Annotated in this window: 12 protein-coding genes; 8 read left to right on the forward strand and 4 right to left on the reverse strand. The window is 62.3% G+C overall.

What is annotated here, in order from left to right; all coding sequences use genetic code 11:
- Positions 1–59 precede the first annotated feature (59 nt).
- Genes IAE36_RS08550 through IAE36_RS08570 form a run of 5 tightly spaced genes read left to right on the forward strand, consistent with a single transcriptional unit; the run spans position 60 to position 4,143 of the window.
- On the forward strand, positions 60–866 hold the full coding sequence (locus IAE36_RS08550; protein ID WP_060482543.1) for an alkaline phosphatase family protein: 807 nt from the start codon (positions 60–62) through the stop codon (positions 864–866).
- Positions 863–1,702 (forward strand): ABC transporter permease, encoded by an 840-nt coding sequence (locus IAE36_RS08555; RefSeq protein ID WP_201211816.1) that lies wholly within the window; start codon positions 863–865, stop codon positions 1,700–1,702. Before IAE36_RS08550 ends, IAE36_RS08555 begins: the two co-directional genes overlap by 4 nt.
- Entirely contained in the window at positions 1,692–2,486 is a 795-nt protein-coding gene (locus IAE36_RS08560) for an ABC transporter permease (protein ID WP_177331189.1), read from the forward strand. The genes IAE36_RS08555 and IAE36_RS08560 overlap by 11 nt, the downstream gene beginning before the upstream one ends.
- Before the next feature lies 1 nt (position 2,487).
- Positions 2,488–3,477, forward strand: coding sequence for an ABC transporter ATP-binding protein (locus IAE36_RS08565; protein WP_201211818.1), 990 nt, complete (start codon positions 2,488–2,490; stop codon positions 3,475–3,477).
- A gap of 12 nt (positions 3,478–3,489) precedes the next feature.
- Positions 3,490–4,143 (forward strand): HAD family hydrolase, encoded by a 654-nt coding sequence (locus tag IAE36_RS08570; protein ID WP_201211841.1) that lies wholly within the window; start codon positions 3,490–3,492, stop codon positions 4,141–4,143.
- 101 nt (positions 4,144–4,244) lie between these two features.
- Here IAE36_RS08570 and IAE36_RS08575 read toward each other — a convergent pair whose 3' ends face one another.
- Positions 4,245–5,207, reverse strand: a complete 963-nt coding sequence (locus tag IAE36_RS08575; RefSeq protein WP_201211843.1) for an NAD(P)H-quinone oxidoreductase — start codon at positions 5,205–5,207, stop codon at positions 4,245–4,247.
- A gap of 144 nt (positions 5,208–5,351) precedes the next feature.
- Between IAE36_RS08575 and IAE36_RS08580 the strand changes: the two genes are divergently transcribed.
- Together IAE36_RS08580 and IAE36_RS08585 are read left to right on the forward strand one after the other, a co-directional pair.
- Positions 5,352–7,433 (forward strand): carboxy terminal-processing peptidase, encoded by a 2,082-nt coding sequence (locus IAE36_RS08580; protein WP_201211845.1) that lies wholly within the window; start codon positions 5,352–5,354, stop codon positions 7,431–7,433.
- Between the two features lie 115 nt (positions 7,434–7,548).
- On the forward strand, positions 7,549–8,517 hold the full coding sequence (locus IAE36_RS08585) for an EAL domain-containing protein (RefSeq protein WP_042141632.1): 969 nt from the start codon (positions 7,549–7,551) through the stop codon (positions 8,515–8,517).
- Here the strand turns inward: IAE36_RS08585 and IAE36_RS08590 are convergent.
- On the reverse strand, positions 8,514–9,605 hold the full coding sequence (locus IAE36_RS08590; RefSeq protein WP_201211946.1) for an NADH:flavin oxidoreductase/NADH oxidase: 1,092 nt from the start codon (positions 9,603–9,605) through the stop codon (positions 8,514–8,516). The genes IAE36_RS08585 and IAE36_RS08590 overlap by 4 nt on opposite strands.
- Before the next feature lie 48 nt (positions 9,606–9,653).
- On the opposite strand from IAE36_RS08590, the gene IAE36_RS08595 reads away from it, so the two are divergent.
- Positions 9,654–9,989 (forward strand): ArsR/SmtB family transcription factor, encoded by a 336-nt coding sequence (locus tag IAE36_RS08595; protein ID WP_028634652.1) that lies wholly within the window; start codon positions 9,654–9,656, stop codon positions 9,987–9,989.
- Between the two features lie 65 nt (positions 9,990–10,054).
- Here IAE36_RS08595 and mqo read toward each other — a convergent pair whose 3' ends face one another.
- Both mqo and IAE36_RS08605 read right to left on the reverse strand, forming a co-directional pair.
- Entirely contained in the window at positions 10,055–11,695 is a 1,641-nt protein-coding gene (gene mqo / locus IAE36_RS08600; RefSeq protein ID WP_201211847.1) for a malate dehydrogenase (quinone), read from the reverse strand.
- Between the two features lie 236 nt (positions 11,696–11,931).
- A complete protein-coding gene (locus IAE36_RS08605) occupies positions 11,932–12,792 on the reverse strand; it encodes a LysR family transcriptional regulator (protein WP_042141636.1) in 861 nt (286 codons plus the stop codon).
- Positions 12,793–12,813: the final 21 nt, after the last annotated feature.

Below are 12,813 nucleotides of genomic sequence, written 5' to 3' on the forward strand. Positions count from 1 at the left end.
ATCCTGTGGGAGCGGGTTTACCCGCGAAGAGGCCAACGCGGTTCACCTTTGGAGTCACCATGCAACGCAACGTCATCCTGGTCCTGCTCGACGGCCTGAACTTCCAGGTCGCCCGCCATGCCATGGGGCACCTGCACGCCTACGTCGAGGCCGACCGTGCGGCGCTCTATCGGGTGGAGTGCGAGCTGCCGTCGCTGTCCCGGCCGCTGTACGAGTGCATCCTTACCGGCGTGCCTCCCATCGACAGCGGCATCGTGCACAACAACGTCAACCGGCTGTCCAACCAGCGCAGCGTGTTCCACTACGCCCGCGAAGCCAACCTGGGCACCGCGGCTGCGGCCTATCACTGGATGAGCGAGCTGTACAACCGCTCACCTTTCGACCCCCAGCGCGACCGCCATACCCACGCACCCAAGCTGCCGATCCAGCATGGCCTGTTCTACTGGGACGACCGCTACCCCGATTCGCACCTGCTGGCCGACGGTGAATACCTGCGCCGCCGCCACGCCCCCAATTTTCTGCTGGTACACCCGATGAGCATCGACGATGTCGGCCACCATCACGGCCTGGACAGCAGCCAGTACCGTAACGCAGCCCGCAGCGTCGACATTCTGCTGGCTGACTACCTGCCTGGCTGGCTCGAAGAGGGTTACCAAGTGCTGGTTACCGCCGACCATGGCATGAACAACGACCGCTCGCACAATGGGCTGCTGACCGAAGAGCGCGAGGTCCCGCTGTTCGTGTTCGGCGACGCCTTCAGCCTTGACCCGGCAGCCAAACCGCTGCAGACCGAACTGTGCGGGACCATCTGCGAGCTGCTTGGCGCCGCTCACGACAAACCTGTGTGCCGGGAGCTGCTCAAGTGAACAATGGCACCCGTGGTCGCTACCTCGCCCTGCTCTGCCTGCTGCCCTTCGCCATTGTCTTCGTCATTTTCCAGATTGCCCCGCTGGCCTGGGTGGCGATCGGCAGCCTGCAGTCGGATGCAGGCTGGGGCCTGGACAACTTCAGCAAGGTGTTTGCCTCCAAGTTCTACTTGCAGGCCCTGCAGCGCAGCCTGGAAATCAGCTTCTGGTCGAGCCTGTTCGGCATCGTCATCGCCACCTTGGGCGCGTATTCACTGCGCCAGGTGGACTCCAGGCTGCGGGATTTCGTCAGCGCCTTCGCCAACATGACCAGCAACTTCGCCGGCGTGCCGCTGGCGTTCGCCTTCATCATCCTGCTGGGCTTCAATGGCGCGCTCACCTTGCTGCTGAAACAGGCTGGGCTGCTGGAGGACTTCAGCATCTACTCCAAGGGCGGATTGATTCTGGTGTACACCTACTTCCAGATCCCCCTCGGTGTCCTGCTGCTGTACCCGGCCTTCGACGCACTGCGTGAAGACTGGCGCGAGTCGGCGGCGCTGCTGGGTGCCAGCCACTGGCAGTACTGGCGGCATATCGGCCTGCCGGTGCTTACCCCGGCACTGCTGGGCACCTTCGTGATCCTGCTGGCCAATGCCCTGGGCGCCTACGCTACCGTCTACGCCCTGACCACCGGCAACTTCAACGTACTGCCCATCCGCATTGCCGGTTTGGTGGCCGGTGACATCAGCCTGGACCCCAACCTGGCCAGCGCCCTGGCGATGGTGCTGGTGGGGCTGATGACGGTGGTCACGGTGGTGCATCAATGGCTGTTGAAACGGAGCTACCATGCGCGCTGAAGCCAACAACGCCGGGTGGTACCACCGTGCGGTGGTCTACCTGCTGTTCCTCATCCTGCTGCTGCCCCTGGCCGGCACCCTGCTCTACTCGCTGGCCACCAGTTGGTCAGCCACGTTGCTGCCCAGCGGCCTCACCTTCAAATGGTACGTGGCATTGTGGAGCGAACCGCGTTTTCTGGCCGCATTCGGCCAGTCGCTGCTGGTGTGCGTGGGCGCGCTGGTGCTCTCGGTGGTGGTCATCCTGCCGCTGCTGTTCGTGGTGCACTACCACTTCCCCCGGCTTGATGCGCTGATGAACGTACTTATCCTGCTGCCCTTCGCAGTACCGCCCGTGGTGTCATCCGTGGGGCTGCTGAACCTGTACGGCAGTGGGCCGATGGCCATGGTGGGCACGCCGTGGATCCTGATCGGCTGCTACTTCACCATCGCCCTGCCCTTCATGTACCGCGCCATTACCAACAACCTGCAGGCCATCAACCTGCGCGACCTGATGGACGCCGCCCAGTTGCTGGGGGCCAGTACCTGGCAGGCAGCCTTGCTGGTAGTACTGCCCAACTTGCGCAAGGGCCTGATGGTGGCGCTGCTGCTGTCGTTCTCGTTCCTGTTTGGTGAGTTCGTGTTTGCCAACCTGCTGGTGGGTACCCGCTACGAAACCTTGCAGGTGTACCTGAACAACATGCGCAACAGCAGCGGCCATTTCAACAGCGCACTGGTGATCTCGTACTTCGCCTTCGTACTGGTACTCACCTGGGTCGCCAACCGCCTGAACAAGGACAAGACCTGACATGAGCTTCGTCAGCGTACAGAACCTGCAAAAAAGCTATGCCGGCAACCCGGTGTTCAGCAACATCGACTGCCACATCGAGCAGGGTGAGTTCGTCACCCTGCTGGGCCCCTCCGGGTGCGGCAAGTCGACCTTGCTGCGCTGCATCGCCGGCCTGACGCCAGTGGACAGCGGGCAGATCCTGCTCGATGGCACCGATATCGTGCCGTTGAGCCCGCAAAAACGTGGCATCGGCATGGTGTTCCAGAGCTACGCGCTGTTCCCCAATATGACCGTGGAGCAGAACGTGGCATTTGGCTTGCGCATGCAGAAGGTCAAGCCCGATCAGCGCCAGGCGCGGGTGCGTGAGGCGCTGGAGCTGGTAGAGCTGGGCAGTTTTGCCGGGCGCTACCCGCATCAGCTCTCGGGTGGCCAGTGCCAGCGCGTGGCCCTGGCCCGCTCGCTGGTCACCCGCCCGCGCCTGTTGCTGCTGGATGAACCGCTTTCGGCCCTGGATGCGCGCATCCGCAAGCACCTGCGCGAACAGATTCGCGCTATCCAGCGCGAGCTTGGCCTGACCACCATCTTCGTCACCCACGACCAGGAAGAGGCGCTGACCATGTCCGACCGCATCTTCCTGATGAACCAGGGCCGCATCGTCCAGAGCGGCGACGCCGAAACCCTCTACACCGCACCGGTCGACCTGTTTGCCGCAGGCTTTATCGGCAACTACAACCTGCTTGATGCCGACACTGCCAGCCGCCTGCTGCAGCGCCCGGTAGCCAGCCGCCTGGCGATCCGCCCCGAGTCCATCACGCTGAGCCTGCAGGGCGAGCAGGATGCCGAAGTGCGCAGCCATAGCCTGCTGGGCAACGTAATCCGCTATCGTGTGCAGGTGCGCGAGGTGGAACTGGTGGTCGATGTGCTGAACCGCTCACCGGCCGACCTGCACGCGGACGGCCAACGGGTGAGCGTGTCGATCGACCCGACGGCGCTAAGGGAAGTGGCTTAAGGAGATTCATACATGGCATTGGCCATTTTCGATCTGGACGAAACCCTCATCCATGGCGACTGCGCGTCGCTGTGGAGCGAGCAGATGGCCCGCCTGGGCTGGGTGGATGGCGAGGCGTTTCTGCGCCGCGACCAGCAACTGATGGAGGCCTACGGCAAGGGCCACCTGCGGATGGAGGAGTACATGGCATTCAGCCTGGAACCCATCGCCGGGCGCACCCTGGAAGAAGTCGCGCATTTGGTTGAGCCGTGGGTGGAGGACGTGATCGAACCGATCATCTTCGGTGATGCCTGCCGCTGTATTGCCGAGCACCGCCAGCGCGGTGACCGCATATTGATCATTTCGGCCAGCGGCAACCACCTGGTGGGGCCGATTGCGGCGCGCCTGGGGGTGGACGAGTACCTGGCGATCGACCTGGAGGCGCACAACGGGGTGTACACCGGCAGCACCCACGGTGTGCTGACCTACCGCGAGGGCAAGATCACCCGCCTGATGGCGTGGCTGGACCAGGAGCAGGAAAACCTGGAAGGGGCGAGTTTCTATTCCGATTCGCGCAATGACCTGCCCTTGCTGATGAAGGTGGACCACCCTTACGCGGTAAACCCGGACCCAGCGCTGCGCGAGCATGCCCAGGCCAATGGCTGGCCGGTCCTGGCCTGGAGCTGACCGGCCGCATCGCGGGCAGCCCCGCCCCCAAATGACCACTCATTTGGGGGGCAGCTCTAATCACTGTGAGAGCGGGTTTACCCGCGAAGGGCCTGGCCTGCTTAAACCAGGCTCGGGTCTATCACAATCACCAGCTTACCCGACACCTGGTTGCCTTCCAGCTCGGCATACGCCGCCTGGGCGAACTCGACCGCGTAGGTATCCACCAGCAGCGGCGACAAGCGCCTTTCGCTGAACAGAGGCCACACTTGCTGTTGCAGGTCGCGCAGCAGCTCGGCCTTGAACCCGTCATCCCGGTTGCGCAACGTAGACCCGGTAATCTGCGCACGCTTGCCCAGCACCTGCGCCAGGTCCACCTCGAACTTGCGCCCGCCCATGACGCCGATGATCACCCAGCGCCCATCCCGGGCCAGCAGCTTGAGATTGAGCTCGCCGTAGCTGGCGCCCACCGGGTCGAGAATCACGTCGAACGGGCCGAAGCCTTCCAGCTCATCCAGGTTCTGGTTACGCACCACGCCGCCTGCCGCGCCCAGTGCCTGGCAGTGGTTCAAGCGATCCTGCGAGCCAACGCTGACCCACACCGGGTTGCCGAATGCCTTGCACAGCTGGATAGCCGCCGAGCCCACACCACTGGCACCGGCGTGCACCAGCACCTTCTCACCGGCCTTCACGGCCCCCAGCTGGAAGATGTTCAACCAGGCGGTGGCATACACCTCCGGCAGCGCCGCCGCCTCGTGCAGGCTCAGGCCCTCGGGCACCGGCAGCACATGGCGGGCATCCACCACCACTTCTTCGGCCATGGCGCCGCTGGCCAGCAAGGCACACACCCGGTCGCCCACACGCCAGTCGGCGCCAGCGCCCACTTCGGCGACCACGCCAGCGCACTCCAGGCCCATGTAGGGGCTGGCACCCGGCGGTGGCGGGTACAAACCCTTCATTTGCAGCAGATCGGCGCGGTTCAAGCCTGCCGCAGCCACCCGAATGCGTACTTGCCCCGCGTCACAAGCCGGGCGTTCAGCTTCGACCCAGGCCACATGTCCGTCAACGCCTTGCAATGCCTTCACAGTGCCTCCATAGTTGAATCATATGACCGAGCCTGGGCCACCCCGTGCCCAGGCTTTTTGCAGTATGCGCCCGGTTTTTATGGAACCGGCGAACGGAAAAGACGGCCTACTATGCGTGATCAATTGCCCCCACGTCGAATCAGCATGAAGCATTACCTACCTAGCACCGCCCTGGCATTCATGATTGGCCTTGGCAGCCTCGCGCTCGGCGGCAATGCGGCGGCCGCCAACAAATGGGACAGCCTGCAGCCCGACCGCGATGAGATCGTCGCCAGCCTCAACGTGGTCGAGCTGCTCAAGCGCCACCACTACAGCAAGCCGCCGCTGGATGACGCCCGTTCGGTCATCATCTATGACAGTTACATCAAGCTGCTGGACCCGGCACGTAGTTACTTCACGGCCGCAGACATTGCCGAGTTCGACAAGTGGAAGACCCAGTTCGACGACTTCCTGAAAAGCGGCAACCTGGAACCGGGCTTCACCATCTACAAACGTTACCTGGACCGCGTGAAGCAGCGCCTGGACTTCGCCCTGGCCGAGCTGAACAAGGGCGTGGACAAGATCGACTTCACCACCCACGAAACCTTGCTGATCGACCGCAAGGATGCCCCGTGGCTGAAAGACCAGGCCGCGCTCGACGACCTGTGGCGCAAGCGCGTCAAAGACGAAGTGCTGCGCCAGAAGATCGCTGGCAAGGACCCCAAGCAGATCCAGGAAACCCTGATCAAGCGCTACAAAAACCAGCTGGCGCGCCTGGACCAGACCCGCGCCGAGGATATCTTCCAGGCGTACATCAACACCTTCGCCCAGTCCTACGACCCGCACACCAATTACCTGTCGCCGGATAACGCCGAAAACTTCGACATCAACATGAGCCTGTCGCTCGAAGGCATCGGTGCGGTGCTGCAAAGTGACAACGACCAAGTGAAGATCGTGCGCCTGGTGCCCGCAGGCCCTGCCGCCAAGACCAAGCAGGTTGTGCCGGCAGACAAGATCATCGGTGTGGCCCAGGGCAACAAGGAAATGGTCGACGTGGTCGGCTGGCGCCTGGACGAAGTGGTCAAGCTGATCCGTGGCCCCAAAGGGTCGGTGGTGCGGCTGGAAATCATCCCCGCCAGCAATGCGCCCAGCGACCAGACCAGCAAGATCGTGTCGATCACCCGTGAAGCTGTGAAGCTTGAGGAGCAGGCCGCGAAAAAATCGGTGCTCAAGCTGAAGCAGGACGGGCGCGACTACAAGCTTGGCATCATCGAGATCCCGGCGTTTTACCTGGACTTCAAGGCCTACCGTGCCGGGGACCCGGAGTACAAGAGCACCACCCGCGACGTGAAAAAGCTGCTGACCGAGCTGCAGAAGGAAAAGGTCGACGGCGTGGTGATCGATTTGCGCAACAACGGTGGCGGCTCGCTGCAAGAGGCCACCGAACTGACCAGCCTGTTCATCGAGAAAGGCCCGACCGTGCTGGTACGCAACAGCGACGGGCGTGTGGATGTGCTTGAAGACGAAAACCCAGGTGCCTTCTACAAAGGCCCGCTGGCGTTGCTGGTCAACCGTTTGTCCGCCTCGGCCTCGGAGATTTTCGCCGGCGCCATGCAGGACTACCACCGCGCCCTGATCATCGGCGGCCAGACCTTCGGCAAAGGCACCGTACAGACCATCCAGCCGCTCAACCATGGCGAGCTGAAACTGACCTTGGCGAAGTTCTACCGGGTTTCCGGGCAGAGCACCCAGCACCAGGGCGTGCTGCCGGACATCGACTACCCGTCGATCATCGACACCAAGGAAATCGGCGAAAGTGCACTGCCCGAGGCCATGCCGTGGGACACCATTCGCCCGGTGATCAAGCCAGCCGTCGACCCGTTCAAACCTTACCTGGCCCAGCTCAAGGCGCAGCATGAGGCGCGCAGCGACAAGGACGCAGAGTTCACCTACATCCGCGACCGCCTGGCCTTGACTCAGCAGCTGATGAACGAAAAAACCGTCAGCCTGAACGAGCAGGAGCGCCGGGCACGCCACGATGAAGTGGAAGCCAAGCAACTGGCGCTGGAAAACATCCGCCGCAAGGCCAAGGGTGAAGAGCCGCTGAAGGAACTGAAAAAGGTGGACGAGGATGCCTTGCCCGCCGAGGACGAAGACACCAAGCCAGAAGATGATGCCTACCTCTCCGAGACCGGTCGTATTCTGATCGACTACCTGAGTGCCAGCACCAAGATGGCCAAAAAATAGGGCAAGTCTGAATGATGGCTAAATAAAATCAGCTGTCATCAAACAGTCATCGCGCTGTCGTGAAATATGGGCCGGGCATGTGAATGCCCGGCCCTTTCATTTTCAAGGACACCTCATGACCGTTGCCGAACAGCTCAGTGCCTTGGGTGCCATCCTGGCACACGGCAGTATTCACAGCCTGTTCCAGCCCATCATCTGCTTGAGCGAAGCGCGGGTGTTCGGCCACGAAGCCTTGAGCCGCGGCCCCTCAAACAGCCCGCTGCATGCCCCCCTGAACCTGTTTGCCATTGCCCGCCAGGGCGGCCGGCTGACAGAACTGGAAGCCGCCTGCCGCGAAAGCGCTTGCCGGTGCTTCAGCCAGCAGCAACTGCAGGGCAAGTTGTTCCTCAACGTGTCACCGGAATCGTTGCTGGAGCCGCACTACCCTTCTGGGCTGACCCTGAAGCTGCTCGAACAGGCCGGCCTGCCGCCAAGCCGGGTGGTGATCGAGTTGACCGAACACACCCCTACGGACGACTTCCAGCTGCTGTCCAACGCGCTGCACCACTACCGGGACATGGGTTTTTCCATTGCTCTGGATGACCTGGGCGCGGGCTATTCCAGCTTGCGGCTGTGGTCGGAGCTACGCCCCGAGTACGTGAAGATCGATCGCCACTTTATCGATGGCATCCACCTGGACCCGCTCAAGCGCGAGTTCGTGGGCTCCATTCTGCAAATTGCGCGGGCGTCCAAGGCACAGGTGATTGCTGAAGGAATCGAGCTGATGGAGGAACTGCAGGTGCTGATGGAGATGGGCGTAGACCTGGTACAAGGCTACCTGCTTGGGCGGCCGCAGGCGGTGGGCATACCTGGCGGTTACGCCCTGCCTGTACTGGCCGACGCCCTGTCGCCCGGCCAACCTACCGTGCGGTTGAACGCCACGGTAGCCCACCTGCTGCAGATGTTTGACCGCCATCAGCACCTGGATGCGATGCAAGTGGTGGATGCCGAGGGCCGCCCCTGCGGGCTGATCCCCCGGCACGCCCTGCCACCGCACCCTGTAGCTTGCCAGGGGCTGCACAGCAGCCCCCAACCCCTCACTTAACGGTAACGCTCAAGCCAGTGCGCGTAAGGCGCCGGTAGCGTCCACGAGGCCTTGTCCACCCCCAGCTCCTTGGCTGCGAAGTACGCCCAGTGTGGGTCTGCCAGGTGCGCGCGGCCGACCGAAACCAGGTCCAGCTGGTTGGCCTGCAGGGCGCCTTCAGCCAGTTGCGGCGTACCAAAGCCCCAGGCCGACGTCACCGGCAACTGGGCCTCACGGCGCACGCGCTCGGCGATCGGCCCCATGAACGCCGGGCCCCACGGAATGTTGGTGTCCGGGATGGTGAACCCGACACTGACGCTGAGCAGGTCAAGCCCACCGGCCTTGAAGCGGCGCGCCAGTTCGATCGACTCGGCCAGGGTTTGCTCGTCGCGGCCGTCATATTCCAGCACCCCGAAACGCGCGGTAAGCGGCAGGTGCTCAGGCCACACCTCGCGCACGGCTGCCAGGGTTTCCAGCAGGAAGCGGCTGCGGTTGTCGAAGCTGCCACCGTAGGCATCGGTGCGCTGGTTGGAGTGCTCGGAAAAGAAGCTCTGGCCCAGGTAACCATGGGCGAAGTGCAGTTCGATCCATTCAAAGCCGGCCTCGCGGGCACGGCGCGCGGCGTCGACGAAGTCCTGCTTGACCCGGGCGATGTCGTCCAGGGTCATGGCCTGGGGTACTTTCGGCAAGTTGGCACCAAAGGCGATGGCCGACGGCGCGATGGTCTGCCAACCCCGGGGGTCGCCTTCGGCGATATGGTCATCACCCTCCCAAGGGCGATTGGCGCTGGCCTTGCGACCGGCGTGGGCAATCTGGATGCCGGGCACCGCGCCTGCGGCCTTGATCGCCTGCACCACCGGCACAAATGACTGGGCATGGGCGTCGCTCCAGATACCCGCGCAGCCGGGGGTGATGCGGCCTTCCGGCGATACGGCGGTGGCTTCTACGACCAGCAGGCCAGCACCGCCACGGGCCATGCCCGCCAGGTGCACGTGGTGCCAGTCATTGATGATGCCGTCTTCGGCCATGTATTGGCACATCGGCGGAATGGCAATGCGGTTGCGCAGGGTGATGTCTTTGAGGGTGAAGGGTTCGAACAGCGCGGCCATGGAAAACTCCAGGTTCATTGAATACGGTAGTTCGATCATAATCGAACTATGGCAATAATGAAAAGCCCCGGTATCATGCAGACCATGCGAGCCTACAAACATCCCACCGCTGATGACCTTATTCTTGAACGCGTGCTGTACGCCTTGAGCGACCCCGTGCGCCTGGGGATCGTGCGCCACCTGGCAGGCGTGGCGGAAGCCAGCTGTGGCGAGCTGGACGGCGGGCGGCCGAAATCGAGCATGTCCCATCATTTTCGCGTGCTGCGTGACGCAGGGCTGGTGTATACCCGCAATGTGGGCACCACCCACATGAACTCGCTGCGCAGCGAGATGCTGGCCGAGCGCTTCCCCGGTTTGCTGGCCTGCATCCTGCGCCAGCATTGAGCCGCACTCAAAAAAAAAAGCCACAGGGTTAACCCCGTGGCTTCTGATCACAACACCGCGGCTGCTTACAGCGCCATGTCGTTCTCTGGCTTGCTTTCAACCGGCTTAGCTGGCGCCGCAACGCTGGTACCGACGCTTTCGTCGATCACCGGCGGTTTTTCAAGCTGCAGCACTTCGGCGGTGTAGTTCCACTCTTTCTGGGTGGCCGCTGCCGAATCGTTCAGCTTGGTGCCGTAGCTGGGCACGATTTCCTTGATCTTGGCCTGCCACTCTGGGGTAGCGACCTTTTCCTTGAACACGGTTTCCAGCACGTTCAGCATGATTGGCGCTGCGGTGGAAGCACCTGGCGAGGCGCCCAGCAGGCCGGCGATGGTGCGGTCCTGAGAGGCCACCACTTCGGTACCCAGCTTCAGCACGCCGCCTTTTTCTTCATCGCGCTTGATGATCTGCACGCGCTGGCCGGCTTGCCACAGTTTCCAGTCTTCCTTCTTGGCATGCGGGAAGTAGGTCTGCAGGGCAGCGAAGCGGTCATCGTCAGACAGCATCAGCTGGCCAGCGAGGTACTCGACCAGGGGGTACTGATCGATGCCCACGCGGGTCATTGGCCACAGGTTGTGCGTCGTGGTGCTGCTCAGCAGGTCCAGGTACGAACCGTTCTTCAGGAACTTGGTGGAGAACGTGGCAAATGGGCCAAACAGGATCACGCGCTTGCCGTCCAGCACGCGGGTATCCAGGTGCGGTACCGACATGGGTGGCGCGCCGGTGGAGGCAATGCCGTAGGCCTTGGCCATGTGCTGCATGGCAACGGTGGGGTTCTCGGTCACCAGGAACGAGCCGCCTACCGGGAAGCCTGCGTATTCCTTGGCTTCAGGGATGCCCGACTTCTGCAGCAGCTTGAGCGCGCCGCCGCCGGCACCGATGAACAGGAACTTGGCGTCGGTGGCCGATTGGGTACCGTCCTTCAGGTTCTTGTACTCGACGTGCCAGGAGCCGTCCTTGTTGCGGCTGATGTCCTGCACTTCGCTGGACAGCTTCAGGTCGAAGCCCTTCTGGGTTTGCAGGTGCGCGGCGAACTGACGGGTGATCTCGCCGAAGTTCACGTCGGTACCGATCGGGGTCCAGGTCACGGCCAGCTTCTGGTTCGGGTCACGCCCTTCCATCATCAGCGGTACCCACTTGGCGATCTGCGCGTGGTCTTCGGAGTACTGCATCGGGCGGAACAGCGGGCTTGCCTGCAGCGCTTCGTAGCGCTTCTTCAGGAACTTGATGTTGTCATCGCCCCAGACGAAGCTCATGTGCGGGGTGGTGTTGATGAACGAATGCGGGTTCTTCAACACGCCCTGGCGTACCTGCCAGGACCAGAACTGACGGGAAATCTGGAAGGCCTCGTTGATTTCGATGGCCTTGGAGATGTTGATGTTGCCGTCTTTGTCTTCTGGGGTGTAGTTCAGCTCGGCCAGTGCGGAGTGGCCGGTGCCGGCGTTGTTCCAGCCGTTGGAGCTTTCTTCGGCGACGCCGTCCAGGCGCTCGACCATTTCCATCGACCAGCTTGGCTCCAGCTCGTGCAGCCACACCGCCAGGGTGGAGCTCATGATGCCGCCGCCGACCAGCAGCACGTCGACTTTCTTGGTTTCTGCGGCGTGCGCTTGCATGACAGTTGCAGCGACAGCCAGACCCAGCAGGGTCTTGCCAGCTTTCTTGAACATTGATCAATTCCAGTCAGGAGAACGGAGTAGGGCCTGTGGCTGGCCCAGATAAAGCGTGTTCTTCAGCGCGTGCTTGTTATTGATCATTGTCGGGCTGCCAGAGAACCAGAAAACGATTCTGGCTTTTGTCGTATTGACCGACGTCACTGAATCGTTTTTCTGATTGTAACTGAAATGCCAGCACAAACAAATTGGCCGCCTGGGTGCAAGGCGACAGGTTGTCTCAGGCCCGTAGGTTACGCGCTGATGGCATCGAAGCCGCAAACGGGCGAAGGCACCGGGCAGAACTGCGGGAATTCTTCTTCGACGATCCACGGCTCCTTCATCACCAGGTACACGTCAAGGAACTCCGAATAGCCCGGCCATACGTACAGCCCGTTGGTTTCGGCCACTGCACGCGACAGCACGCCCATGCCGCCAAAGCTCTTGATCATTGACACGCTGACGATTTCACTGCCGGAATGGAACACCGTGGCACCGTCCAGGCCACCGCTCTGGCGGTCGGCGAAACGTGCAAAGATCGACGAGTAGGGGCATTCGGGTAGCGGCTTGATCACGACGGACGGCGCTGTGCCCTCGCTGACGGAACAGGCCACCACTTCGATGCGCAGGCCCTTGAGCGACACCGAGTAGAAACCGTCGGGCACGCTGTCCCCCAGGATGACCACCATGTCAGCCTCGCCCTTGGCCAGCTTGGTGAGGTTGTCGGGGGACTCCGAGCAGCTGAAGATGGGGCTGCAGCCGGACAGGTTGCTGGCCACGCCAGCCATTACCTGCTGGTTGATTTCCATCGACAGGGTGCTGTTCAGGGCGACGCGCAGCGGCTGGCTCTGGCGCTCACGCAACTGCTTGATCTTGAGTTGCATACGCTCGGAAGACCGGACGATTTCGAGCATGTGGGGCAGTATGCCAACCCCTTCCTGGGTCAACGACACGCCTTTGTTGGTGCGGTCGAACAGCTTGAAGCCGCAATGGTCCTCCAGCTTCTTCAACTGCGCTGCCAGCGCCTGGACGGTGACGTGTACCTGCTCGGCCGCATCGGTGATCGACCCGGTACGGGCGACATTGGCGATGTTCTTAAGCACCTTGATATCCATTCGACTCCCCTCCACCACTCG

Source organism: Pseudomonas sp. S36 (assembly GCF_016647875.1).
Taxonomy (GTDB): Bacteria; Pseudomonadota; Gammaproteobacteria; order Pseudomonadales; family Pseudomonadaceae; genus Aquipseudomonas; species Aquipseudomonas parafulva.

Excerpts from the sequence above, each read along its gene's own strand:
- IAE36_RS08550 (WP_060482543.1), top strand. The coding sequence starts at position 60 with ATGCAACGCAACGTCATCCTGGTCCTGCTCGACGGCCTGAACTTCCAG.
- IAE36_RS08560 (WP_177331189.1), top strand. The coding sequence starts at position 1,692 with ATGCGCGCTGAAGCCAACAACGCCGGGTGGTACCACCGTGCGGTGGTC.
- IAE36_RS08565 (WP_201211818.1), top strand. The coding sequence starts at position 2,488 with ATGAGCTTCGTCAGCGTACAGAACCTGCAAAAAAGCTATGCCGGCAAC.
- IAE36_RS08570 (WP_201211841.1), top strand. The coding sequence starts at position 3,490 with ATGGCATTGGCCATTTTCGATCTGGACGAAACCCTCATCCATGGCGAC.
- IAE36_RS08580 (WP_201211845.1), top strand. The coding sequence starts at position 5,352 with ATGAAGCATTACCTACCTAGCACCGCCCTGGCATTCATGATTGGCCTT.
- IAE36_RS08585 (WP_042141632.1), top strand. The coding sequence starts at position 7,549 with ATGACCGTTGCCGAACAGCTCAGTGCCTTGGGTGCCATCCTGGCACAC.
- IAE36_RS08590 (WP_201211946.1), bottom strand. The coding sequence starts at position 9,605 with ATGGCCGCGCTGTTCGAACCCTTCACCCTCAAAGACATCACCCTGCGC.
- IAE36_RS08595 (WP_028634652.1), top strand. The coding sequence starts at position 9,654 with ATGGCAATAATGAAAAGCCCCGGTATCATGCAGACCATGCGAGCCTAC.
- mqo (WP_201211847.1), bottom strand. The coding sequence starts at position 11,695 with ATGTTCAAGAAAGCTGGCAAGACCCTGCTGGGTCTGGCTGTCGCTGCA.
- IAE36_RS08605 (WP_042141636.1), bottom strand. The coding sequence starts at position 12,792 with ATGGATATCAAGGTGCTTAAGAACATCGCCAATGTCGCCCGTACCGGG.